A 21,719-nucleotide genomic window follows, 5' to 3' on the forward strand; every position below is an offset into this window, starting at 1 on the left:
GTGTCCGGTAAAGAACCCGTCGGCGTCACGGCGGGTCGCATCAGTCGAGATATCGGTCGATCGACCGCTCGGCCCAGTCGACGACGGCGTCGTCGTCGCTCTCCAGCAGGAGCCCCCGCACGCCGTCGCGGTCGGCCACGCCGACGAAGGCGTGGCCGTCGGCGACGCCGACCGCGACGGGCACCTCGTCGGCGACGTGGACGTCGACGGTGGGGGCGTCGACCAGTTCCCGGAACCGATCGCAGTACGCCCCGGAGTACGCTTCGGGCGACGGCTCGGCGTCCTCGAGGACGAGCGTCACCTCGGGTGGCGGCGACTCGGCCGTCACCCGGTCGGCCAGTTGCTCGACCGTGTCGCGGAGGAGGAAGGGCGCGGCCTCCCGGAGGGTGCTCGCCCCGGCGCGGAGTTCGAGGAGCCGGTCCACGGGGGCGGTAGGGTCCTCGTCGGGCCGGATCACGGTGGCGTCGGCCAGCGCCCCGACGTCCAGGTCGAACGCCGCGGCGGGCGCGTGTTCGAGGACCGGCCGGACGCGGCGGGCGATCCGCTCTCGCTTTCGGCACCGCTCGTACGTCGCGAGCGCCGCCGCCCCCAGGGCGGTGAGTTCGTACCCCCCGTCGACCGGCTCGACCCACCCGCGGGAATCCATCGTCCGCAGCGTCCGCTTCAGGGTCCGCCGGGACGCCGACACGTGTTCCTTGAGGCGCCGCGCGGAGAGACGGCCGGCGTCGCGGAGCGCGGTCAGCGTCGCCGGTCGCGTCTCGGATCCGAGAAGGTATTCGAGGGCCGTATCCGACATCCGTCGCTACCGTCTGTTTCGCCGGGTGCCTAAAACCCCCGGCGTGACTCACCAAGGCCGCGGCCGAGCACCCCCGTCGGCCAAGCGTATATGTACGCGTACCCCCCACGTGGGGACGGTGACGGAGGACACCGAGAGTCTGCGCCCGGACGACGCGTTCACGTTGCTGGCCGACCGGACGCGGATCAAGATCATCAGAGCGCTCGGCGACGCCTCGACCCCCGGCGTGCCGGAGACGCTGCCGTTCTCGGAGCTGCGACGCCGGGCCGACATCTCCGGGAGCGGCCGGTTCAACTACCACCTGAAGCAGCTCCTCGGCCAGTTCGTCGAGGAGACGGCGGACGGCTACCGGCTCAGCTATCCCGGCGTACGGGTGTATCAGGCGATGAAGGCCGGCACCTTCACCGAGCGGGTGCGGATCGACCCCTTCGAACTCGACGCGGCCTGTCACGTCTGTGGCGCGACGCAGGTGGCCGACTACCGGGACAGCATGTTCCGGATCCGGTGTCGCGACGACGACTGTGGGGCGGTGTTCTACAAGTACTTCTGTCCGCCGAGTAGCCTGACCGAACGGGAACGCGAGGGCGTCCTCCGGGCGGTCAACGAGCGCATCCAGCGCGAAATCGCATCGATGGCGAACGGGGTCTGTCCCTGGTGTTGCGGGCGCATGGCGTCTCGCGTCCTGCCCCCGGACGCGGAGATGCCCCAGCGGGAGAACCCGGCCATCGAGCATCGGGTCCTCCACACCTGCGACACCTGTGACGGCGCCCTCTATACGCGGCTCGGAGGGTTGGTGGTCACCCACCCCGCCGTCGTCTCCTTCTTCTACGATCACGCTATCGACGTGACGCGACGCCACGTCTGGTCGCTCCCCTTCGCGGCCTCCGACGAGCGGACGACGGTCACGGGGACCGATCCGTGGCGCGCGACGGTGCGGGTGGGGTGTGCGGGCGATACGCTCCGTCTCCGCATCGACGAGGCGCCCTCCGTCGTCGAGGCGACGCGCGTTGACTAGTCGATCCGGCAGGTCGCCCCCTCGGCCAACCCCTCGGTGTCGACGTGAGCCGCGAGACAGCCGTAGTTGCAGAACTGGCCGGCCGGGACGCGGTCCCCGTCCTCGACCGTCTCGACGTACACCGGGTCGTGGGCGGTCACGTCGCAGCCACAGTAGGTGCAGGCGGTCACGGGAATGGTGTGGGGCGGCACGTACCTAACGGTTCGGACGTGCGGGCGGAACGCCCATTCTCCTGGCCGCCGTACCGACCCCCATGACCGTCGTCGCACTCCTGAGCGTCGCACCGGTGACGGAGGGGAGCATGGCCGCTGACGTCGCCGACGCGGTGGCCGCACTGGACGACTTCGACGTGGACTACGAGACGAACCCGATGGGGACGGTGATCGAAGCGGACTCCGTCGCGGAACTGTTCGACGCCTGCGAGGCCGCCCACCGCGCGGTCGAGAGCGACCGGGTGAGTACGGTCCTGAAGATCGACGACAAGCGGGCGAGCGACGCGTCGGCCGCGGCGAAAGTCGAGGCCGTCGAGGCGGCGCTGGGGCGGCCGGCCCGGGGGGACGCCGATCAGTGAGCGAGGAAGCCGGCCTGCCCGCCGAAGGCGAGATACAGCGAGAGGATCGTCACGAGGACGGCGATCACCATCTCCGCGTAGAGGATCACCGTCCCCCACCGGTATCAGCCGTTGCGTTCGGGGTCGCCTCGCTCATCGGTCGTCACCTCCCGCGGATGTCGTGGCGTCGCCGCCCAGCCACCGTCGGGCGGAGCAGAGACCGTGTTCGCGCGGGTCGGCCTCGTATCGCACCGCCCAGACGTAAAAGAGCACGAGGGGGACGAAGCAGACGAGCGCGACGACCGCATCGCCCATGTGGACGTTGGCGACGTAGCCGTAGACGAGCGGGTAGACGATGCCGCCGCGCCGACCGGCACCGACAACCCATTTAACCGAAAGCGCCCAAGCCGCTCGCATGGAGAGTCTCAATCGGATGGCCGTCGAACTCGTCGACGAAGCTATCGACTTCGCCGGCGAGCTCAACGTCGACGTGATCGAACTCGACTCGGGGGCGACCGTCCTCGATTTCGGCGTGGAGGCCGCGGGCGGCCTCGAGGCCGGGCTGTTGCTCGCGGAGATTCAGACCGCGGGGCTGGCGACCATCCAGACCCGCATGGACGGGGTGGCGGGGACGCCGTTCCCACACGTCGAGGTGACGACCGACAAGCCGGCGCTCGCCCTGCTCTGTTCGCAGAAGGCGGGGTGGGAGCTCGTCACCGAGGCGTTCGACGGGCTCGGCTCGGGGCCGGCCCGGGCGCTCGTCGGCGAGGAGGCCGAGTTCGAGGTCGTTGGCTACTACGACGAGTTCGACCTCACGGTCCTGACCGTCGAGGCGGCGACGCTGCCGGGCGACGACGTGGCCGAACAGGTGGCCGAGCGCACCGGCGTCTCGCCGAGCAGCGTCTTCCTGCCCGCCTACCCGACGGGGTCGATGGTCGGGAGCGTCAGCGCCGCGGCCCGTGCCCCCGAACTCGCGCTCTTTCGCCTGTTCGAACTCGGCTACGACCCGGTCGACGTGGTGTCGGCGGCCGGCAGCGCGCCGGTCGCCCCCGTCAGCCACGACGAGGGCGTCGCGATGGGACGGACGAACGACGCGCTGGCCTACGGCGGGCAGGTGTACCTGCAGGTGCGCGAGGACTTCGACCGGTTCGACGAGGTGCCCTCGACGGCCGCCGCGGAGTACGACACCCCCTTCGAACAGGTGTTCGAGGACGCCGGCTGGGACTTCTACGAGGTGCCCGAATCCGTCTTCGCCCCCGCGCAGGTGACCGTCGACGTCGTCGACGGCCCCACCTACGCGCTGGGCGGGACGAACCACGACCTACTGGCCGAGTCGTTCGGACTGTGAAGCTCAAACCCGTCCCCGAACCTCCCGCCGAGTTCGCGTTCGTCGAGCGCGCCCAGCGGGCGGTCCCCCTGGTTCCGGGCGACGAGGACGACTGCTGTGCCCGCCTGCTGCGTCGGCTCGACCTCCCGAGCCGCGACGTGGCACGGACCTGGCTCACCTTCCTCCGCGCTCTGGAACTCGCCGAGGAGACGCCGTCGGGGTTCCGGCGAACGGACGTCGAGCCGACGGTCGACGGCTGTCGAGCGGCGCTGCTCGACCGGGTGTTCGCCGCCGCGGCCGTCCGGGACGCACTCGACCCCGCGGAGCCGCGGACGGCCGACGACGTCTTCGCGGCCGTCCGCGAGACGGTGCCCGGCTGGGAGCGACACAAGCACGCCTCGCGGTGGGAGTCGGTCTGGCGCGACCGGACCGCGGACCTGCTGGGGTGGCTGACGCTGCTTTCGGCCGCCGGCCGTGTCGACGACGACCCGCCACGGTACGTGCGTCGCTGACCGAAATCCGGGCCCGTTAACTCGCCGCGACGACTACCGCCGCCGATGACCGAGGACTACGGCGGCCTCGTCGGTGCCTTCCCCTACGCCTTCCGGGCGAGCGACTCGCGGCTGTTCCGGTCGTACGTCGTGGTCGGGACGGTGGCGACGGCGGCCGTGAGCCTGCTTTTCGTCACCGCGCTCGTCGGCGTCATCGCGGCCACCTCCGGCGGCCGGGGCGGGAGCCTGACGCTCTCGCGCTCGTTTTTCGCCGTCGTGGGGCTGTTCGTGGTCGTCCCGCTCGTCGCCCCCGTCCTGCTGGTGGCGCGACGACACCGGCGGACGGGGAGCACGGACCGCTACGACGCCGCGCTGGCGACGACCGGCTACCTGTTCCTCCTGTCGCTGTACGTGGGGCTCGTGATCTCGGTGCCCCCGAGCCAGCAGACGACGCCCGCCGGTTCGCTGGCGCCCGTCGTCGCCGCGCTGTACGCCCTCCCGCAGTACGCCGGCGTCGTCCCGCCGCTCGTCGCCGCGGCGCTCGTCGGCCTCTGTCACCGACTGTTTCGGTGACGCCGCTCGCCGTCCCCTCGCCCCGTGACGAAACGCCGAAACCCGTCGACCACTTACGGCCCCGCATGACCGACGAGAAGACGGGCACGTTCCTCGTGACGGCCGCCGACGAGGGGAGCGCGGTCCTCACCGACGTCGACGACGGCCAGGTGCACACGCTCGCGACGAACCCCGACGTGACGGTCGGGGAGGCGATCGAGGGTCGCCTCGCGCCGGAGCCACCCCTCGACGTCGCGTGGCGCCTCGCGGCCGTCGACGACCGGTGGACGATCAGCGTCGAGGAGAGTTCGGAGGCGCCGACGACCCTCGCCCGCGAGGTCGCAGCCGAGCAGGCGGTCGGCGAACTCACCCGGCGCGAGCGCGCGGGGACCGGCGAACTCCACGTCCTCACGGTGCCGGAGGCGGAGACGGCCGCCGCCGTCGCCGACGTGCTGGACGACGAGGAGGGCGTCCGGTCGCGGGCGGCCCGCCTCGGCGTCGCGCGCGTGGTCGTCCGTTCGGAACCCGGCGTGGTGAGCGTCCGCTACCTGCCGTAGCGCCCGGCCGGTGGCGACACCAGAGTTATACGATCACGGACTGTCCGGACAGTAAATGTCAGTCGCGTCGGTGTTCTCCGAGACCTACTTCGGGAGCTCCCTCCCGCAGTATCTCCTCTTTTTCACCGTCGTCGGCCTCGGCGCCGTGGTCGGGCGGGCGCTGAGTTACCTGTACCGGCGCCGGCTGAAAAAGCGGGCCGCGGCGACCCGGACGAAGATCGACGACCTCCTCCTCCGCTCGGTGGGCCGGCCGGTGGTGTTGCTCGGGGTGATCGGCGGCGTCGCCCTCGGCCGGGAGGTACTCACGCCCGTCGAGCCCCTGCGATCGGTCCTGAACGCCTCCATCCGGATTCCGGTCGTCGTCGCCATCGCCTGGATCGCCGTCCGCCTGACCGACGGCTTCATCGGGACCTACGTGGAGGCGTACACGGACCGGACCGAGTCGAAACTCGACGACGAACTCGTCCCCATCGCCGGCCGGATCACCAACATCGCCATCGTCACCACCGCCGGCATCGTCGTCCTCGACTCCGTGGGCTACGACGTGACCGCGGTCATCGCCTCGCTGGGCATCGGGGGCGTGGCCGTCGCCTTCGCCTCCCGCAAGACCATGGCCGACGTCTTCGGCGGCGCACACATCCTCGCGACGAAGCCCTTCGTCGTCGGCGACACGGTCGACATCGACGGCACGGCGGGGACGGTCGAGGAGGTCGGCCTCCGGACGACCCGGCTGCGCGATTTCGACGGCCGGGTCGTGACCCTCCCGAACGCCGCCATCGCCGGCGCCGAGATTACGAACCTCACCTCGGAGCCGACCAGACGGATCAAGACGTTCGTCGGCCTCCCCTACACGACGACGCCGGCGGAGATGGCGGCGGCGCTCGACCTGGCCGCGGAGACGGCCGCGGCCGTCGACGGCGTCGACGCGGAGCGGACCGGCGCGTGGTTCTGGGACTACGGCGACGCCGCACTACGGATCAGGCTCGAATACCACATCGAGGCGCTCGACCGGTGGAAGGCGGTGCGGGACCGCGTGAACCGCGACATCCAGGCGGCCTTCGCCGACGCCGGTGTCGAGTTGACGGCGCCGGTCGGACGGGTCCGCATCGGCGAGGAGTCCTGACCGCCGTGCCGGCCGAATCCGGGTCGACATAAGAAGGCTTAGTAGGCGTCGGGGTGGACCGGCGAGCATGGTAGCGTTCGAAGTACCGGAAATCGACTACACCCGGTACACGAATCGCCAGCTTGCGGCCGTGCCGCTCGCCGTCCTCGCCGTCGCGCTCCTGATCGTCGGCGGCTGGTACGTCGCGACCGGCGCGCCGGTCGACCCCGGACTCGACTTCACCGGTGGCGCCGAGCTTCGAGTCACCGTCGATGCGCCGGACGGTCAGGCACGCGAACAGATCCAGCAGACGTTCGATCCGACCCCGGCGACGATCCGGCAGGTGGGCAGCTCGGATACGTACATCCTGACGTTCCAGACCGAGGACGTCGGCATCTCGGCGCTCGAGGAGCAAGCCAGGGCCGCCGGGTTCGAGGTGGAGTCGAGTTACTCCGTCTCCGCGAGCTTCGGGTCGCGCACCCAGGGGCTCGCTCTCGGGGGCGTCGCCTTCGCCTTCCTCGGGATGAGCGCCCTCGTCTTTCTGATGTTCCGAACGTTCGTCCCCTCCATCGCCGTCGTGGTCTCCGCGTTCTCGGACATCGTCATCCCCGTGGCGCTGATGAACCTCCTCGGGATCGAACTCACGCTCGGGACCGTCGCCGCCCTCCTGATGATCATCGGGTACAGCGTCGACTCCGACATCCTGCTCAACAACCACATCCTCAGACGCTCGGGCGACTTCTACGAGTCGACCCACCGCGCGATGCGGACCGGCGTGACCATGACGCTCACCTCGCTGTCGGCGATGATCGTCATGACCGTCGTGGCGACGCTGTTCGGCATCCAACTGCTCGCGGCCATCGGGACGGTGCTCGTGCTCGGCCTCGCCACCGACCTCATGAACACCTACATGCTCAACCTCAGTCTCCTGCGCTGGTACAAGTTCGAGGGGGTGGCGAACTGATGGGGACGATCCGTGACAACTGGCGGATCATCCTGCTGGTGCTCGTGCTCGTCGCGAGCGTCTTCGCCCTCTTCTCGCCGACCGTCGGCGGCGACGACGCCGCCGCCCCGGGAACCGCCAGCACCGGCGTCACCAACCTCCAGTACGGCCTCCAGCTGTCGGGCGGGACCCGGATCCGCGCACCGCTGGTCGGCGTCACCGCCGAGGGGGTCGAGTTCGGCGACACGGAGCCGCCACAGGTCGAACGCGACGTCGCGTCCGAACTGGAGAACGCTACCGTCGCCGACGTCATCGTCCGGGAGGAATCCCGGACGAGCGGCACCGTCGAGGTGACCGCCGACGGCGTCACGCCGGCCCAACTCGGGACCGCCCTCGACGGCGCGGGCTACTCCTACGAGACGACCCGCGACGGCGTCACCGAGGACACCCGCACCCAGACGGTCGACGTCCTCTCGAACAAGATCAACGAGGCGGGGCTCTCCGGCGGGACGGTCCAGCAGATCACCACGCCCACCGGCGAGAACTTCGTCCTCGTCGAGGTGCCCGACGAGAACCGCCAGGAGGTCGTCGATCTGGTGAACGACCGCGGGAGCGTCCGCGTCGACGCCTACCACGCCACCGACGACGGCTCCTACGAGCAGACGACGGTGCTCGAACGCGACGACTTCCAGAGCATCGGGACCGCCGAACAGGGCGGCGAGGGCCAGCAACCGCGCGTTCCGGTCGTCGTGCGCGAGGACGTGGCGCCGACGTTCCAGGAGCGGATGATCCAGACCGGCGTCGCCCAGCCCGGCGGCTCCCAGTGTCGCTACGGGGCGTCCCCCAACAGCACCGATCCGTGCCTGCTCCTGATCGTCGACGGAGAGGTCGTCAACTCCTTCGGCATGAGTCCGGGGCTGGCGAGCGGGATGCAGTCCGGTGACTGGGCCCAGGACCCCCGCTTCGTCCTCCAGACCCGGAACTTCAGCGGCGCCCAGGGCGTCGCGATCAACCTGCGTGCCGGCGCCCTGCCCGCCGCGCTCGACATCGGGCCGGACGGCGAGGGGACCTCCTCGTTCATCGCTCCGAGTCAGGGCCAGCAGTTCCGCACCGACTCCCTGCTGACGGGGATCATCGCCGTCTTCGCCGTCGCGGGCGTCGTCTTCCTGCGCTACGGCGAGGTGGAGGTCGCCCTGCCGATGATCGTCACCGCACTCTCGGAGGTGGTGATCCTGCTCGGCTTCGCGGCCGGCATCGGCTACCCGCTCGACCTCTCGGTGATCGCCGGGTTCATCGCCGTCATCGGGACGGGGGTGGACGACCTCATCATCATCGCCGACGAGGTGATGGCGGAGGGCGACGTGAACAGTCGCCGCGTCTTCCAGTCGCGCTTCCGCAAGGCCTTCTGGGTCATCGGCGCCGCCGCCGCGACGACCATCATCGCCATGAGCCCGCTCGCCGTCCTCTCGCTCGGCGACCTCCAGGGCTTCGCCATCTTCACCATCCTCGGTGTCATCGTGGGCGTCCTGCTCACGCGGCCCGCCTACGGCGACATCCTGCGGACGCTGCTGACGCGGTAGGCCGCCGCGCCTTTCGGACGAATACTGTACCGGTGGTTCGCCAGAACGGTCCGGTGAACCACCGGCACTGACTTACGACAAACAGTATCAGAAGTCGGCCAGCGACGACTGCTCGGCCGCCGCGAGCACGTCGTCACAGGTCGCCCACGACGCCCGGGCACACGCCGGCAGGTGCCCGTGTTCCTCGACGTACTCGGCGAGGAAGGTCCGAGTCCGCTCGTCGCTCGGGTAGCCGCTCCCGACGTCGCCGTACGCCTCGGTCAGCGCCTCGACCCGGGCGTCCCGCTCCACCTTGGCCACGACGCTCGCGGCCGCGACGTGAGCGTTGCGTTCGTCCGCGCGGTGTTCCGCCCGCATCTCCACGGCGGCGTCGACGGCCTCGCGGACCCGCCGACCGAACCGGTCGGCGTCCACGTCACCGGCGTCCACGACGACGCGGTCGTCGTCGGCCGCGACCGACGCGATGGCGTCCGCCTGAGCCGCGACGGTCAGGCCGTTCATGTCCGTCCCGGGGTCGTCGATCCGGGCCGGCGTCACGACCGCCACGCCCACGTCGACGGCGCCGTCGCTCCGGAGGCGGTCGGCCAACTCGTGGCGGCGGTCCGGAGGCAGCCGCTTCGAGTCGTCGACGCCGTCGGGGAGCGCGTCCCCCGGCGCCCGGACCGCGGCCGCGACCATCGGACCCAACACCGGTCCCTTCCCCGCCTCGTCGGCGCCGATCATACCCGCAGGTGGCGAGGGCGCGTCAAAGCCGTTCGGATCCGCGAATCAGTCGTCGGCCGGTGGCGTCAGCGTCGGCGTCTCGGCGGCCTCCTCGTCGTCGGCCTCCTCCCCGTCCGCCTCGCGCCGGGCGATCAGTTCGATCGGTTTGCGGTGGTGACACATGGTGAACCCTCCGTAGTTACGTTAGCGACGAGACATAAGCGTTGGGCTGTGATCGACGCGGGATCGCACCCCAACTATTATGTCAGAATGACAACTATCCCTGCCGTATGGCGACTTCGTACGGAGCACTCGCGTTAGCGCCGCCACTGCTGGCCATCGTCCTCGCGATGACGACCCGGCAGGTGCTGGTGTCGCTGTTCGCGGGCGTGTGGATCGGGGCGCTGATCGTGGCCGGCTGGAACCCCATCGCGGCCACCGCGCTCACCATGGACTGGCTCGTGGAGGTGGTCCGCTCGCCGTTCGACACGAAGTTCATCCTCCTCATCATGTTCATGGGAGCCGGGGCCGCCTTCATCTATCGCTCCGGGGGGATTCTGGCGCTGGAGCGGTGGATCGGGGACCGGGTCGACAGCGCCCGCGACTCCCAGATCCTCACCTGGCTCATCGGCGTGTTCATCTTCTTCGACTCGTACACCAGCACCGTCGTCACCGGGAACGCGACCCGGGAACTCTCCCAAGAGAACCAGTCCTCGCGGGAGATGCACGCGTACGTCCTCGACTCGACGACGTCGCCGGTGACGACGTTCGGTCCCGTCTCGAACTGGATCGGGTTTCAGGTGTCGATGGTCATCGTCGGGTTCGAGGCGGTCGACGTGACGCTCTCGGAACTCGGGGTCAGCGCCTTCGGCCTGTTCCTCCAGAGCATTCCCTGGAACATCTACTGTTTCATGGCCTTCTTCATGGTCGGGTTCATCTCGCTCACCCAGCGGTTCTTCGGGCCGATGCTCGACGCCGAGTGGCGTGCCCGGTCGACGGGAAAGACGATCCGTGACGACGCGACCGCCCTCTCGAACGTCTCCCAGGACGTCGGCGAACCGAGCGAGCGGAACCCCTCGCTCGTGAACTTCTTCGTTCCGATCCTGGTGTTGCTGGTCGTCGGGCTGGTCTCGATGTGGTGGCTCGGCGGCGGCTACCAGCCCGACGTCGACGTCGCCACCGCGTTCCAGGAGACCGACGTGGCGCTCGGACTGCTGTACGGCGCCTTCGCGTTCATGCTGGCGGGCTTCGCCGGCGCGCTCGGCCTCCGGACGATGGATCTCGAAGCCGCGAGCGAGACGATCATCTCCGGCTTCAAGACGATGAACATCGCCATCGCGATCATCGTCCTCGCGTGGGCCATCGGCCTCGCCGCCGAGAACGTGGGTACCGCCCAGTTCATCGTCGACACGATGGTGGGTAGCGGCGTTCCCGGGAGCTTCCTCCCGCTGATCATCTTCGTCGCCGCCATGTTCATCGCGTTCACGACGGGCACGTCGTGGGGAACGATGGGTATCCTGACCCCAATCGCGATCCCGCTCGGCTACGAACTCGTCGGGCCGTCGATCCTCCCGGTGTTGCTCGGCGTGCTGTTCGGCGGCGCTATCTGGGGCGATCACAGCTCGCCCATCAGCGACACCACGGTCATGTCGTCCATCTTCGCCGGTTCGGACCACATCGACCACGTCAACACGCAGATCCCGCTCGCCGCGACGGCCGCTGGGGTCACCGTGGTCGTCCTGTTGCTCTACGGTTTCGGGCTCCGGACCCCTTTCATCGCGCTCCCGCTCGCGTTCGTCCTGACGGTCATCGCCGTGCTCGCGCTCAACAAGTTCGACGCGAGGCGCAAGGGACTCCCCGAGGTGATGCCCCCCGCCGAGGCCATCGACGCGGACGAACCCGCCCGCGACGCCGACGTCGACGACGGGAGCTACGCGTACCTCTCGCTGGTTCCGGTGGTCTCGGTCGTCGTCGTCCTGTCGTATCTCGTGCTCGTGTTCGCGTTCGCCACGCTCGGCGGCTGACGTCTCCCCGTTCGCCCGTGTCGACGTTCGTCCGCGCCGACACTCACTCCTCGGCCCCGGCCACGCGGTCGGCGAACGTCTCGCGGACCTTCTGCATCTTCGGCCGTATCTGCACCTGACAGTACGCCCGTTCGGGGTTGTTCGCGTAGTAGTCCTGGTGGTACTCCGCGGCCGGGTAGAACGTCTCTACGGGTTCGACCTCGGTGACGATAGGGTCGTCGTACGCGTCGGCCAGGCGCTCGATGGTCGCCTCGACGGTCTCCCGCTGTGCCTCGTCGTGGTAGAAGACGGCCGAGCGGTACTGCGAGCCGACGTCGGGTCCCTGTCGGTCCTTCGTCGTCGGGTCGTGGAGGGCGAAAAAGACCTCCAGTAACGCCTCGTAGCTCACCACCGCGGGATCGTACTCGACCTGGATCGCCTCGGCGTGGCCGGTCGACCCCGAACAGACCGCCTCGTAGGAGGGGTCGGGGACGTCGCCGCCGCAGTAGCCGGAGGTGACGCCGTGGACCCCGGCGAGTTCCTGAAACGGCGCTTCCAGACACCAGAAACAGCCACCCGCGAGCGTCGCGACCTCGTGGTCGTCGGTCATGTGGTCCCGTAGGCACCGGAGCGGTATGTACGCAGCGCCTACAGGAAGTACGTCTCGTCCTCGAACGGTTCGTCCTCACCCGTCACGGCGAGGACGTCGAGCGCCGTGACGCGGGCGTCGACCCCGAGCAGGCCGGCCAGACTCGGTTCGGTCCGTCCCTCGTCCCCGGAGACGAGTTCCTTGATGTAGAGGCCCCCGGCGCCGTGTATCTCGACCGTGGCGTGACGGGGATCCACGAGTTCGCCCGTCGCCTCGTACACCTCGCGGGTGCGGGTCAGGTTCGCCCGCCGGTGGTCGACCCGCTGGGGCGTGTACTGTTCGACCGTCGCCCCGTCGAGGTCGTCGAGGGCTGCGGCGAGGGTGTCGGCCTCGACCGGGGCATCGAACTCGACGTCGGCCCGGTAGGTCTTGCTCGCATCGAGTTCCTTCACCCGCTCGACCATCCCGTAAGTGGCGAGCCGGAGCCCGGTCACCTCGACGGCGCCGTCGGCGAAGGCGTTGACGTCCGACTCCAGTCGTCCGACGTCGATCCGGCGTCGCCGCGGCTCCTTCACCTCGACCACGAAGGGCCGGCCGGTGTCGAGCATCCGGGCGTCGACGTCCTCCCGGCCCGCGCCGTGGAACAGGGCGTCGACGCCGTCCATCACGTCCTCGACGACGGGCGCGATCAGCTCCTCGACGCTCCGGTCGTAGAGGTAGCCGCTCCCGTCGCAGTGGTCACACGGCTCCCGGCCCCGGCGACCGCTGCCGTTACACTCCCGGCAGGGCCACTCGGTCTGTGGGATCCCGCGTTCGAGTTTGCGGTACCGGCCGTAGACGAACGCGGAGTTGATCGTGGTCTCGACCCGGTCGTCGGCGACGTCGAGGACGAACTGTACGTGCGGGCGCTCGAAGTCGACCTCCGCGTCGACGCGGCGGCCGATCCGCTTGCCCACTTCGCGGTTGAACTCCATCTTGAAGGGTTCGCCCGCGTCCGGCTCGGCGTCGACCTCCTCGCGGAGCAGGCGCTCGTTCTCCTCGATCAGCGGCGGCGTCCGGGTGCCGACCTGGTAGGTGTCGAACTCGACGCCCTCGACGGCGTCGGCGGCCCGGGCCGCCCAGTCGTCGAACTCGGTACACCGGCCCTCGCACACCCAGCAGTCGGCCGTGTCGACGGGGTCGAAGTCGTCGTCGTCGTCGAGGGCGGCGGCGATCCGCAGGGACCGGCCCCGCTCGGCGTTGGTCAGTCCGAAACTCCGGTCGGCGAACACGCGCCCCAGACACGCGTCACACACCGGCCCCGTCGCGGCGAGTCGGCGCGCGTCGTCCAGGAGGGTCATACCGCCGAACGGGGCGGCGCGCGTAATTAAGTTACCATTCCCAGGGCGCCGGCGAGCCACCAGCCGAGCGCGGCTAGGGCGACGATGGTCGCCACGCCGAGGCCCACGGCCCCGAGGCCGACCGACCACAGGTACCGCCTGTCGGCGGCCGCCGACGCCGGATCGGCGAGCCGGGCGTCGAGCAGCCCCACGGTCCGGCGGTTGGCCTTCCAGTACGCGTCGAACAGATCGCCGGCGACGGGGACGGCCCCGACGACGGCGTCGATCCAGAGGACGAACGCCACCCGCGCCAGCGTCGCCCGCGGGACGCCCGTGCGGACCGCCACCGAGAGGACGTACGCCGCGAGGGCGGCGCCGACCGCGTCGCCGACTACCGGCACGAGGCCGATCACCGGGTCGAGGCCGATCCGCCAGTGGGTGCCGGGCACGCGGATCGAGTCGTCGAGGAGGCGACTCAGGTCGCGGAGGCGCCGGAGGTCCGCGGCGACCGCGGGGTCGAGGTCGACGGCCGGATCGGCGCCGTCGCCGCTCCGGACGTCCGGGTCGTCGACCGTGGCCGCCGACGGGCGAGTCACGACCTACCTTACGGGTGCGACGGACAAAGCGTTCCGGGTCCCTCAGCGCATCCGGTCGAGCGACCGGGCGGTCGACCGATCGGCGGTGACCCACTCCGTGGCGATGTTCCCGCTCTCGGGGGAGAAGATGGTCAGTTCCGACGGGTCAGCGGGGTCGTCGAAGAGACACTCCAGTTCGAACTCGGGCGTCGAGCGCAGCTCCGTCGTCGCCGGCGGGTTCGTGGCCGCCATCGGTCAGCCACTACACCGTACGCACAGTTTCCGGTCGATACCGTCGCCATCGGCGGGAGCGATCTGCCCACAGCCGACACACCGGACCCGGGTCCGGGCGTACTCCGTGTGCGATGCGATTCGGGACGTTTCACTGTTGCGGCTCATACTTCGACATATGTCCAAGAGAACAAATAATTTTGGGAAGCAGCGGGTACAAAATGGGAACTAAGCACCGTTTGCTGTGGTCGGCAGCCACGGCTCCGAACGCCGTGATTCGGGCGGCCGCCGCGCCGGTCGGTAGCCTCACGGCTGGCGGGTGCGGAGAGCGGGGGAGAAAGCGGGTTACGCGCCGGCGCGCTGGAGGGCGTCCTCGATGTCGGGTCGCTGGGTGACGCCGACGAAGCGGTCGACGATGCCGTCGTCGTTCTCGACGACCACCGTCGGGAGGGACTGTACCTGATACTCGTTGGCGGTGTCCTGGTTCTGTTCGACGTCGACTTTCTCGAACTCGACGTCCCCGTAGTCCTCGGCCAGTTCCTCCAGAATCGGGTCCTGTGCGTCACACGGGCCACACCAGTCGGCGTAGAAATCGAGCAGTCGAACGGTCATTGGTCCGTCGACCGTACCGGATCGGTTCGCATAAGCGTTTGCCAACCGGCGACGATTCCGATCCACGAACCACCTGTTAATTGTCCCGCCGCGCCACTGTCCGTATGCGAAGCTACACGATCACCGAGATCTGGGACATCCCGATCCGCATCAACACGTCGTTGTTGCTCTTTCTTCCCATCCTCGCGTGGCTGATCGGGAGCGGCCAACAGATCGAACTCTACGCCGGGTTCATCGAGGGATTCACCGGCGTCGGGTTCGACCTCGCCCGCCTCCGCGCGGGATCGACCCCGTGGCTGATCGGCATCGCTGCGGCGGTCGGGCTGTTCGTGAGCGTGACCGTCCACGAACTCGGTCACTCGTGGGTTGCGCAGCGCTACGGGCTGGAGATCGAATCGATCACCCTCTGGATCCTCGGCGGTATCGCCGCCCTGACGACGTTCCCCAAGGAGTGGGACCGCGAGTTCTGGATCGCCATCGCCGGCCCCGTCTCCAGCCTCCTCGTCACCGCGGTCTGTTATGCCGGCGTCCTCCTTCTCCCCGGCTCGTTCCAGGTGTCGCGGTTCGTCGTCGGCTGGCTCGCCATCACGAACGTCGTCCTGGCGGGGTTCAACCTCCTTCCGGCCTTCCCCATGGACGGCGGCCGGGTCCTGCGTGCGCTGCTCGCCCGGTCGTACCCCTACGGCACCGCGACCCGGATCGCCGCGCGGATCGGCGTCGGCTTCGCCTTTCTCTTTGCCATCGTGGGCGTCCTCAACTTCCAGATCATCCTCCTGCTCCTCGCCTTCTTCATCTACGGGGCCGCGACGACGGAGTCGAAGACGGTCCTCCTCGACGAGCTCCTCGACGGCATCATCGTCGGCGACATCATGACCGGCGACCCCGCGACCGTCGCCGCGTCGACGACCGTCGAGGACTTCGGCACCCGCCTGCTCCGTGACCGCCGGCCGGTCCACCTCGTGACGGACGACGACGGCACCCCCGTCGGTATCGTCACGCTCGACGACCTGAAGGATGCCCCCCGTGGGGATCACTCCTCGATGACCGTCCGGGAGATCATGCGCGACGTGCCCCGGATCGACGCGACCGCCGACGCCTTCGATACCCTGGTCCAACTCCAGGGGATGGGCGGTATCGACGCCATCGTCGAACGCGACGGGACGCTGGCGGGTGTCCTCTCGGAGGCCGACTACGCCCACGCCATGACGATCCAGCGCGGGTTCCGGAGCGGCGTCGGCGGCTGACGGGGCTGCTCGACGGGTCCTGACCCAGCCGGCTACTCGGCGAGGAGCTGGTCCAGGAGTTTCGCCTGGGCGGCCGCGAGGTGTTCGGCGAGCGTCGACGGGTGGACGTTCGGTTCCGCGGCCACCTCCGCGGCGTTCGTCCCCCTAGGGTACTCGACGTAGCCCTTCTCGTGGGCGGTCTCGACCACCTCGACCTGCCGGTCGGTCAGACGCTCCCGGTCGATGAGCGTGGCGTCTCCCGGCGTCGACGGTCCGACAGAGCCCCCGCATCGAGGCGTCGACGCCGGTCGCACGGCGGATCGTGAGCGGTGGTGCCTCGTCACACGATTTTACGTCGAGGGTCGGCTGAGCCGTCACCCGTGATATTCGGGGAGTTGACCCGTCCCGTCGGTATCCTCACACGGGGATCTCACGCCGCCCGAGCGCCCATGAACGTCGATTCGACGCTCCCCGCCCTCCTACCTCACTCGTCCTCGAACCGCGGGGGTTCCACCCGCTCGTCCCCGCCGGCGGCGACGCCGTCGAACTCGAATCGGGCGCCCCCATCCGCGCTCTCGGTCACGCCGACCGACCACCCGTGAGCCTCCGCGATGTTCCGCACGATGTTGAGTCCGAACCCCGTCCCGTCCGGATCGGTCGAGTAGCCCGTCTCGAACACCCGTTCGCGTTCGTCCTCGGGGATCCCCGGCCCGTCGTCGGCGACGTAGAAGCCGCCGTCCGTGCGCCCGACGGTGACCGTCGTCACCCCCTCTGTGGCGTCGCCGCCCCGGTCCGCTCCGTCGGCCGTTCCGCGCGTGAAGCTCTCGGTCTCCGGCCGGTTATCGGTGGAACCATGTTCCACGCAGTTCCGAAACAGGTTCTCGAACACCTGTGCGAGGCGTTGCTCGTCGCCCTGCACCGTCCCGAGGTCGCTCTCGACGACGAGCGTCGCGCCCTCGGTGTCGGTCGTGTTCCACGCCCTCTCGACGACCGACTCGAGGTCGACGGGGTGGAACTCGCTCACCGTCCGGCCGTTCCGCGCAAGCGTGAGCACGTCGTCGATCAACTCGTCCATGCGGTCCAAGGCCGACGACACCCGTTCCAGGTACGCGTCGTCCCCCTCCGCCGTTTCGACGGCGAGTTCGAGGTTGCCCTGTGCGACGTTCAGCGGGTTTCGGAGGTCGTGACTCACGACGCTCGCGAACTCGTCGAGGCGCTCGTTCTGCCGGGCGAGTTCCCCTTCGCGTCGCGCGAGTCGGTCCCTCGCAGTCATCGAATCGAGGGCGTGTCCGATGCTCTCGCCCAGATCGGAGAGCGCCTCCTGCTCCGTCGCGTCGAACACGTTCCCGCGGTTGGCGTAGATACTGAGGAACCCGTAGACGGCGTCCTCGCCCACCAGCGGGACGACCGCCATCGACTCGACGCCCTTCTCGGCCAGCATATCCCACCAGGGCTCCAGACTCGGCTCCGCGAACACGTCCTGAACCGGCTGTATCTCCTTCGTCCTGATCGCCTTCCCGCCCGGTCCTCGGCCGACCGGATCGGACGGGTCGACGCTCACATCCAGCGATTCGATGTACTCCTCCTCGTGACCCGCCCACGCCACCGGCCTGACGCTCTCCGTCTCCGGTACGTACCGTCCGATCCACGCGCTGTCGTAGACGTTCGACCGGGTGAGTTGCTCACAGACCGTGGTCTCGAGTTCTTCGCGATCGGTCGCGTTCACGACCTCCCGGGTCGCGATGCGGAGCGTGTCGTTGATCCGGGTCAACTGTTCCGTCCGTCGTCGCTGCCGCCGCACCCGCGCGTCGTAGACGCCGACGGCGAGTCCCACGGCGGCGCCGAGTGTCACCCCGCCGAAGAGGACGTACTCGACGGGCGTAGCAGTCGGCCCGCGAGCCGTGACGGTGAGAAACAGCCACGCGGTGGCCACGGCGAACACCGCCGCCCCACCGCCGACCCACGCCAGTATCCGTTCCCCCGATCCCTCGGGGACGTAGCCACCCCGGAACATCGACACCCCGACCCAAACCACACTCAGCGCGACGAGCAGCGGTAGGAGGCCTCGCACCGCCATCGCCTCCGGTCGGGGCCACGCTCGCACCACCGCCGTCAGGTGTACGACCACCAGCAGGAGGCCGCCACTCACGAGGAGCGACCCACCCTGCCGTGTCGACAGCCTCTCCATCGTTCGTAGTGCCTCCCGTCCCTTGGAATAACTACGGCCTGGGAGAATCAGCTCCGAGAACGACGGCGGTGGGAACGCGTCAGCCCCGTGATCGCCAGGCAGGTGCGGCGTCGAGCGCCGGTCGGGCCGCCTCGAAGTCCATGCGGGCGGCGCCGTAGAAGTGCTCTCGGCCCGTCGGCGTCCGGACCTGTACGACCACCGTCTCGCCCGTCACGTCGAAGACCGACACCGCCCAGAGCGCGTCGCGGTGCTCCCACTCGCCGTGACACGAGACGCCGTCGTCGTCGATCACTCGGGAACCGAGTTCCCAGCTCAGCCGCGTCAGATGAGCGAGGTCGAAGGGGACGACCTCGGGGAGCTGTGCGCCCGCACCCCCCGATCCACGGGAACCACGTGTTGCCATACCAGTCGCCACGCCGTCCCACGACAAAAACCTGACCGTTCGTCCGTGACCGTTTGGCCGGCTCCCGATACCACGCTTCGGGGGATCCGTCGTCTCGTGTAACTAGATCCCTATATTCGCCAAACAATCGAAATAGATTGGCACAAAATTTCATACACCAGTAATTATATCACGCAATATTGTAAAACAGGGAGTGAGTTGGCGGCCGGCCCACGGTGTGGCGTTCCGGTCATCGGTTCGGCCCGTGGCTGGGGTCGCTCCCGCTCGCGGATAGCCGCGGACCGCTTCGCCGGACGACCGCCCGGCCGTCCTCGACGACCAACGATGTCACACCAACACTCGCGGACCGACGACGAACTGACCGCCCTCATCGGCGAACTGGTCTCGCTGGAGACGGAGAACCCACCCGGACACGAGAAGCGAGTCGCGGAGTTCGTTCACGAGTGGCTGACCGATCGTGGTATCGACGCCACGTTCGTTCACGAACCGTACGCGGACCGCCCGCAGGTCGTCGCCCGGGTCGGCGACGGTGAGCCGACCGTCGTCCTCAATGGCCACATCGACGTCGTTCCGGCCGGTGATCGTGACGAGTGGACCCACCCGCCCTACGCCGCCGAGATCGACGACGGACGGCTCTACGGGCGCGGTAGCGCCGACATGAAAACCGGCGTCGCGGTCGGAATGATGGCCCTCGCCGATCTCGGGGCTGAGATCGGCACCGATGACCTCTCCGGATCGATCGTCTTCCACGCGGCGATCGGGGAGGAGACGGGTGAACCCGGCACGAAGACGCTCCTCGAACGGGGGTACGGTGGCGACTACGGCGTCGTGCTCGAACCGACGGGGATGCGGACCGCGACCAGCGAGAAGGGACTCGCGTGGTACGAGATCACGGTCGCGGGCGACCCCTCGCACGCCAGTCGACCCGAGCAGGGCGACAACGCGATCACGAACGCTCGGCCGGTGCTCGACGCGCTGGAGTCCTACGACGCCGAGATTGCCGACCGCGAGGACGAACTCGTCGGGCAGGCCCACGCGACGGTCACGAAGATCGAAGCCGGGACGAAAGAGAACGTCGTGCCGGAGGACGCCGTTATCACCATCGACCGTCGGTTCCTCCCCTCGGAGTCGGCCGACGCTATCGACGACGAGGTCGACGCGCTGCTCGCGGACGTCGAGGCCGACCACGGGATCGAGACGTCGTGGGAACGCACCCGGACCTACGAGTCGGCGGCGATCGACGTCGACAGCGATCTCGCGGACGTGTTCCGGGAGCAGTCGGCCGAACACGCCGACATCTCCCCCGATCCCTGGGGTGTGAAGGGCTCGACCGACGTTCGGAACTTCGTCAACGACGCCGACATCGAGGCGATCACGTGGGGGCCGGGGGAGCTCGGTCAGGCCCACACCTACGACGAGAGCGTCGATCCGGCCGAGGCCGCGGTCGGCCTCCGAACGCTGAAGGCGTCGGTCCGGGAGCTTCTGGAGTGACACCGCTCACGTCACTGCTCCTCGCCCGGCGGAGACGGCCGATCCGACACGGGGACCCGAGGTGACCGGGACGGTCGACAGGCGGGAGATCTACGACGCGGTCGACGAGCGCGTCGACGAGATGGTCGAGTTCCTGTGTGACTTCCTCGCCATCGAGACCGAGAACCCGCCGGGTCGGGGGTATCGGGCGGGTGCCGCCTTTCTCGTCGAGGCGATGGACGAACGCGGATACGACGTCGAGACGGTGACGGTCCCGGAGGCGGTCGTCGCCGACCACTACCCGGAGCGAACCGACCACGACCGGGTCAACGTCCTCGGACGGAAGACGGCCGAGCGGCCGGGGCCGGACGTCCACTTCACCGGCCACTTCGACGTGGTGCCCGCGGGCGAGGACTGGGGTTACGACCCCTACGATCCGATCGTCGAGGACGGCCGCGTCTACGGCCGGGGGGCGAGCGACATGAAGTCGGGTATCGTGGCCAGCCTCTTCGCCGTCGACGCCCTCGAAGCGGCCGGCGTCGTCCCCCGCGGGTCGATCACCCAGAGCATGACCGTCGACGAGGAAACGGGCGGGTTCACCGGCCTCGCGTACCTCGTCGACGAGGGCTACGTCCACGAGACGAACACCGACTACTGTGTCTACACGGAGTGTTTCGACGCCTCACGTGTCTGTCTCGGTCACCGTGGCGTCCTGAAGTTTCACGTCACGGCACACGGCGAGAAGGCCCACGGCTGTATGTCACACGACGGGACCAACGCGATCACGGCGATGCAGGCGCTTCTCGCCCGTGTCGACGAGTACGAGAGCGAACTCCACGACCGGACGACGGAGCTCCCGGTCACGCCGCCGCAGTCGAGGCGTGCGGACGTCTCGGCGACGATGATCGACGCCGGCTACTCCGAGAACGTCGTCCCCGACCGGTGTCGGGCGACGTTCTACCGCGTGCTCGTGCCGGACGAGACCGTCGAGGAGGCGCGGGCGGAGATCGAGGGGCTACTCGCGGACGCCGGGGCGGCGACCGGCGTCACGTTCGGGTACGACGAGATCATGGTCGCCGAGCCGACCAGCGCGTCACGGGACTGTACGGTCGCCCGAACGTACGCGCGGGAGATCGGTGCGTTCTACGACGACCCCGAGTTCGTCGTCTCCCCCGGGTCCGACGACCAGCGGTTCGTGATCAACGACGCGGGCATCGAGGAGTGTATCGTCTACGGTCCGGGTCTCTTGGAACAGGCCCACGTCGACGACGAATACGTTCCGATCGACGCGCTGGTGACCGCCACGAAGGTGATGGCGGCTTCGACTGCCGACCTGCTGATCGAGGGCGGCCTCCCGGCCTCCCGGGCCGACTGATCCCGGATCGCCGAACTCCCGTATTCAGATACGATAACTAACTACCCAAATTCGGTATTGTATTTCGTGCTATCCCAGCATAAATACGGTGTTCTTGACTTCTTTGGACGAATATT

At 69.0% G+C, this 21,719-nt stretch carries 24 protein-coding genes and 1 pseudogene; 13 read left to right on the forward strand and 12 right to left on the reverse strand.

Annotated features, from left to right (window positions below):
- Positions 1 to 40: 40 nt before the first annotated feature.
- On the reverse strand, positions 41 to 796 hold the full coding sequence (locus tag NO364_RS17955) for a helix-turn-helix transcriptional regulator (protein WP_257628198.1): 756 nt from the start codon (positions 794 to 796) through the stop codon (positions 41 to 43).
- Positions 797 to 914: 118 nt separating this feature from the next.
- Here NO364_RS17955 and NO364_RS17960 point away from each other — a divergent pair, with 118 nt between their 5' ends.
- The gene (locus tag NO364_RS17960; protein WP_257628199.1) at positions 915 to 1,811 is read left to right on the forward strand and encodes an ArsR/SmtB family transcription factor; all 897 of its coding nucleotides are present in this window, start codon (positions 915 to 917) and stop codon (positions 1,809 to 1,811) included.
- Here NO364_RS17960 and NO364_RS17965 read toward each other — a convergent pair.
- On the reverse strand, positions 1,808 to 1,981 hold the full coding sequence (locus NO364_RS17965; protein ID WP_199243588.1) for a hypothetical protein: 174 nt from the start codon (positions 1,979 to 1,981) through the stop codon (positions 1,808 to 1,810). The two genes, NO364_RS17960 and NO364_RS17965, sit on opposite strands and share 4 nt — an antisense overlap.
- Positions 1,982 to 2,064: 83 nt before the next feature.
- On the opposite strand from NO364_RS17965, the gene NO364_RS17970 reads away from it, so the two are divergent.
- Positions 2,065 to 2,382 (forward strand): thiamine-binding protein, encoded by a 318-nt coding sequence (locus NO364_RS17970; RefSeq protein ID WP_157689585.1) that lies wholly within the window; start codon positions 2,065 to 2,067, stop codon positions 2,380 to 2,382.
- Positions 2,383 to 2,514: 132 nt separating this feature from the next.
- On the opposite strand, the gene NO364_RS17975 is transcribed toward NO364_RS17970, so the two are convergent.
- Complete coding sequence (locus NO364_RS17975; protein WP_157689584.1) at positions 2,515 to 2,778, reverse strand: hypothetical protein; 264 nt, start codon at positions 2,776 to 2,778, stop codon at positions 2,515 to 2,517.
- On the opposite strand from NO364_RS17975, the gene mch reads away from it, so the two are divergent.
- From mch to NO364_RS18010, 7 genes are all read left to right on the forward strand, one after another.
- Positions 2,777 to 3,709, forward strand: a complete 933-nt coding sequence (mch, locus tag NO364_RS17980; RefSeq protein WP_157689583.1) for a methenyltetrahydromethanopterin cyclohydrolase — start codon at positions 2,777 to 2,779, stop codon at positions 3,707 to 3,709. The genes NO364_RS17975 and mch overlap by 2 nt on opposite strands.
- Entirely contained in the window at positions 3,706 to 4,200 is a 495-nt protein-coding gene (locus NO364_RS17985; RefSeq protein WP_157689582.1) for a double winged helix-containing putative transcriptional regulator, read from the forward strand. The genes mch and NO364_RS17985 overlap by 4 nt, the downstream gene beginning before the upstream one ends.
- Before the next feature lie 45 nt (positions 4,201 to 4,245).
- A complete protein-coding gene (locus tag NO364_RS17990; protein WP_257628200.1) occupies positions 4,246 to 4,752 on the forward strand; it encodes a DUF8056 family protein in 507 nt (168 codons plus the stop codon).
- Between the two features lie 65 nt (positions 4,753 to 4,817).
- The gene (locus NO364_RS17995) at positions 4,818 to 5,288 is read left to right on the forward strand and encodes a DUF5812 family protein (RefSeq protein WP_257628201.1); all 471 of its coding nucleotides are present in this window, start codon (positions 4,818 to 4,820) and stop codon (positions 5,286 to 5,288) included.
- 55 nt (positions 5,289 to 5,343) lie between these two features.
- On the forward strand, positions 5,344 to 6,411 hold the full coding sequence (locus tag NO364_RS18000) for a mechanosensitive ion channel family protein (protein ID WP_257628202.1): 1,068 nt from the start codon (positions 5,344 to 5,346) through the stop codon (positions 6,409 to 6,411).
- A 67-nt stretch (positions 6,412 to 6,478) separates the two neighbouring features.
- The gene (gene secF, locus NO364_RS18005; RefSeq protein ID WP_157689578.1) at positions 6,479 to 7,354 is read left to right on the forward strand and encodes a protein translocase subunit SecF; all 876 of its coding nucleotides are present in this window, start codon (positions 6,479 to 6,481) and stop codon (positions 7,352 to 7,354) included.
- Entirely contained in the window at positions 7,354 to 8,913 is a 1,560-nt protein-coding gene (locus NO364_RS18010) for a preprotein translocase subunit SecD (protein WP_157689577.1), read from the forward strand. The genes secF and NO364_RS18010 overlap by 1 nt, the downstream gene beginning before the upstream one ends.
- 87 nt (positions 8,914 to 9,000) lie before the next feature.
- On the opposite strand, the gene rnhB is transcribed toward NO364_RS18010, so the two are convergent.
- Entirely contained in the window at positions 9,001 to 9,636 is a 636-nt protein-coding gene (gene rnhB / locus NO364_RS18015; RefSeq protein WP_157689576.1) for a ribonuclease HII, read from the reverse strand.
- Between the two features lie 329 nt (positions 9,637 to 9,965).
- Here rnhB and NO364_RS18020 point away from each other — a divergent pair, with 329 nt between their 5' ends.
- Positions 9,966 to 11,639: a Na+/H+ antiporter NhaC family protein gene (locus NO364_RS18020; RefSeq protein ID WP_157691138.1), complete on the forward strand. Its 1,674-nt coding sequence runs from the start codon at positions 9,966 to 9,968 to the stop codon at positions 11,637 to 11,639.
- Positions 11,640 to 11,682: 43 nt separating this feature from the next.
- Here the strand turns inward: NO364_RS18020 and msrA are convergent, their stop codons facing one another.
- The 5 genes from msrA to NO364_RS18045 form a co-directional block, all read right to left on the reverse strand.
- Positions 11,683 to 12,228, reverse strand: coding sequence for a peptide-methionine (S)-S-oxide reductase MsrA (msrA, locus tag NO364_RS18025; RefSeq protein WP_157689575.1), 546 nt, complete (start codon positions 12,226 to 12,228; stop codon positions 11,683 to 11,685).
- Between the two features lie 38 nt (positions 12,229 to 12,266).
- The gene (locus NO364_RS18030) at positions 12,267 to 13,547 is read right to left on the reverse strand and encodes a tRNA pseudouridine(54/55) synthase Pus10 (RefSeq protein WP_157689574.1); all 1,281 of its coding nucleotides are present in this window, start codon (positions 13,545 to 13,547) and stop codon (positions 12,267 to 12,269) included.
- 26 nt (positions 13,548 to 13,573) lie between these two features.
- Positions 13,574 to 14,122: a DUF4112 domain-containing protein gene (locus tag NO364_RS18035; RefSeq protein WP_157689573.1), complete on the reverse strand. Its 549-nt coding sequence runs from the start codon at positions 14,120 to 14,122 to the stop codon at positions 13,574 to 13,576.
- Between the two features lie 42 nt (positions 14,123 to 14,164).
- Entirely contained in the window at positions 14,165 to 14,353 is a 189-nt protein-coding gene (locus tag NO364_RS18040) for a hypothetical protein (protein WP_157689572.1), read from the reverse strand.
- A 324-nt stretch (positions 14,354 to 14,677) separates the two neighbouring features.
- The gene (locus NO364_RS18045; protein WP_157689571.1) at positions 14,678 to 14,944 is read right to left on the reverse strand and encodes a thioredoxin family protein; all 267 of its coding nucleotides are present in this window, start codon (positions 14,942 to 14,944) and stop codon (positions 14,678 to 14,680) included.
- A 104-nt stretch (positions 14,945 to 15,048) separates the two neighbouring features.
- Here NO364_RS18045 and NO364_RS18050 point away from each other — a divergent pair, with 104 nt between their 5' ends.
- Positions 15,049 to 16,188 carry a site-2 protease family protein gene (locus NO364_RS18050; RefSeq protein ID WP_257628203.1) on the forward strand — a complete coding sequence of 380 codons (1,140 nt, stop codon included), beginning with the start codon at positions 15,049 to 15,051 and terminating at the stop codon, positions 16,186 to 16,188.
- 32 nt (positions 16,189 to 16,220) lie between these two features.
- Here NO364_RS18050 and NO364_RS18055 read toward each other — a convergent pair.
- From NO364_RS18055 to NO364_RS18065, 3 genes and pseudogenes are all read right to left on the reverse strand, one after another.
- Positions 16,221 to 16,433: pseudogene (locus tag NO364_RS18055) on the reverse strand (helix-turn-helix domain-containing protein); the annotation flags it as partial.
- Positions 16,434 to 16,651: 218 nt separating this feature from the next.
- Entirely contained in the window at positions 16,652 to 18,355 is a 1,704-nt protein-coding gene (locus NO364_RS18060) for a receiver/sensor box histidine kinase (protein ID WP_257628205.1), read from the reverse strand.
- 79 nt (positions 18,356 to 18,434) lie between these two features.
- On the reverse strand, positions 18,435 to 18,758 hold the full coding sequence (locus NO364_RS18065) for a hypothetical protein (protein ID WP_257628206.1): 324 nt from the start codon (positions 18,756 to 18,758) through the stop codon (positions 18,435 to 18,437).
- Positions 18,759 to 19,082: 324 nt separating this feature from the next.
- On the opposite strand from NO364_RS18065, the gene NO364_RS18070 reads away from it, so the two are divergent.
- Positions 19,083 to 20,249 (forward strand): M20 family metallopeptidase, encoded by a 1,167-nt coding sequence (locus NO364_RS18070; RefSeq protein WP_257628207.1) that lies wholly within the window; start codon positions 19,083 to 19,085, stop codon positions 20,247 to 20,249.
- 61 nt (positions 20,250 to 20,310) lie between these two features.
- Positions 20,311 to 21,603 (forward strand): ArgE/DapE family deacylase, encoded by a 1,293-nt coding sequence (locus NO364_RS18075; RefSeq protein ID WP_257628208.1) that lies wholly within the window; start codon positions 20,311 to 20,313, stop codon positions 21,601 to 21,603.
- The last annotated feature ends 116 nt before the right edge of the window (positions 21,604 to 21,719 follow it).

Origin of the sequence: Haloplanus salinarum, from assembly GCF_024498175.1 — an archaeon.
Lineage (GTDB): Archaea > Halobacteriota > Halobacteria > Halobacteriales > Haloferacaceae > Haloplanus > Haloplanus salinarum.

What these genes read in the sequence shown, in the direction of transcription:
- NO364_RS18000 (WP_257628202.1), top strand. Translation starts at nt 5,344, where the DNA reads ATGTCAGTCGCGTCGGTGTTCTCCGAGACCTACTTCGGGAGCTCCCTC.
- NO364_RS18060 (WP_257628205.1), bottom strand. Translation starts at nt 18,355, where the DNA reads ATGGAGAGGCTGTCGACACGGCAGGGTGGGTCGCTCCTCGTGAGTGGC.
- secF (WP_157689578.1), top strand. Translation starts at nt 6,479, where the DNA reads ATGGTAGCGTTCGAAGTACCGGAAATCGACTACACCCGGTACACGAAT.
- NO364_RS18065 (WP_257628206.1), bottom strand. Translation starts at nt 18,758, where the DNA reads ATGGCAACACGTGGTTCCCGTGGATCGGGGGGTGCGGGCGCACAGCTC.
- msrA (WP_157689575.1), bottom strand. Translation starts at nt 12,228, where the DNA reads ATGACCGACGACCACGAGGTCGCGACGCTCGCGGGTGGCTGTTTCTGG.
- NO364_RS17995 (WP_257628201.1), top strand. Translation starts at nt 4,818, where the DNA reads ATGACCGACGAGAAGACGGGCACGTTCCTCGTGACGGCCGCCGACGAG.
- NO364_RS18030 (WP_157689574.1), bottom strand. Translation starts at nt 13,547, where the DNA reads ATGACCCTCCTGGACGACGCGCGCCGACTCGCCGCGACGGGGCCGGTG.
- NO364_RS18070 (WP_257628207.1), top strand. Translation starts at nt 19,083, where the DNA reads ATGTCACACCAACACTCGCGGACCGACGACGAACTGACCGCCCTCATC.
- NO364_RS18010 (WP_157689577.1), top strand. Translation starts at nt 7,354, where the DNA reads ATGGGGACGATCCGTGACAACTGGCGGATCATCCTGCTGGTGCTCGTG.
- NO364_RS18050 (WP_257628203.1), top strand. Translation starts at nt 15,049, where the DNA reads ATGCGAAGCTACACGATCACCGAGATCTGGGACATCCCGATCCGCATC.
- mch (WP_157689583.1), top strand. Translation starts at nt 2,777, where the DNA reads ATGGAGAGTCTCAATCGGATGGCCGTCGAACTCGTCGACGAAGCTATC.
- NO364_RS18045 (WP_157689571.1), bottom strand. Translation starts at nt 14,944, where the DNA reads ATGACCGTTCGACTGCTCGATTTCTACGCCGACTGGTGTGGCCCGTGT.
- NO364_RS18040 (WP_157689572.1), bottom strand. Translation starts at nt 14,353, where the DNA reads ATGGCGGCCACGAACCCGCCGGCGACGACGGAGCTGCGCTCGACGCCC.
- NO364_RS18020 (WP_157691138.1), top strand. Translation starts at nt 9,966, where the DNA reads ATGACGACCCGGCAGGTGCTGGTGTCGCTGTTCGCGGGCGTGTGGATC.
- NO364_RS17970 (WP_157689585.1), top strand. Translation starts at nt 2,065, where the DNA reads ATGACCGTCGTCGCACTCCTGAGCGTCGCACCGGTGACGGAGGGGAGC.
- NO364_RS17955 (WP_257628198.1), bottom strand. Translation starts at nt 796, where the DNA reads ATGTCGGATACGGCCCTCGAATACCTTCTCGGATCCGAGACGCGACCG.
- rnhB (WP_157689576.1), bottom strand. Translation starts at nt 9,636, where the DNA reads ATGATCGGCGCCGACGAGGCGGGGAAGGGACCGGTGTTGGGTCCGATG.
- NO364_RS17975 (WP_157689584.1), bottom strand. Translation starts at nt 2,778, where the DNA reads ATGCGAGCGGCTTGGGCGCTTTCGGTTAAATGGGTTGTCGGTGCCGGT.
- NO364_RS17990 (WP_257628200.1), top strand. Translation starts at nt 4,246, where the DNA reads ATGACCGAGGACTACGGCGGCCTCGTCGGTGCCTTCCCCTACGCCTTC.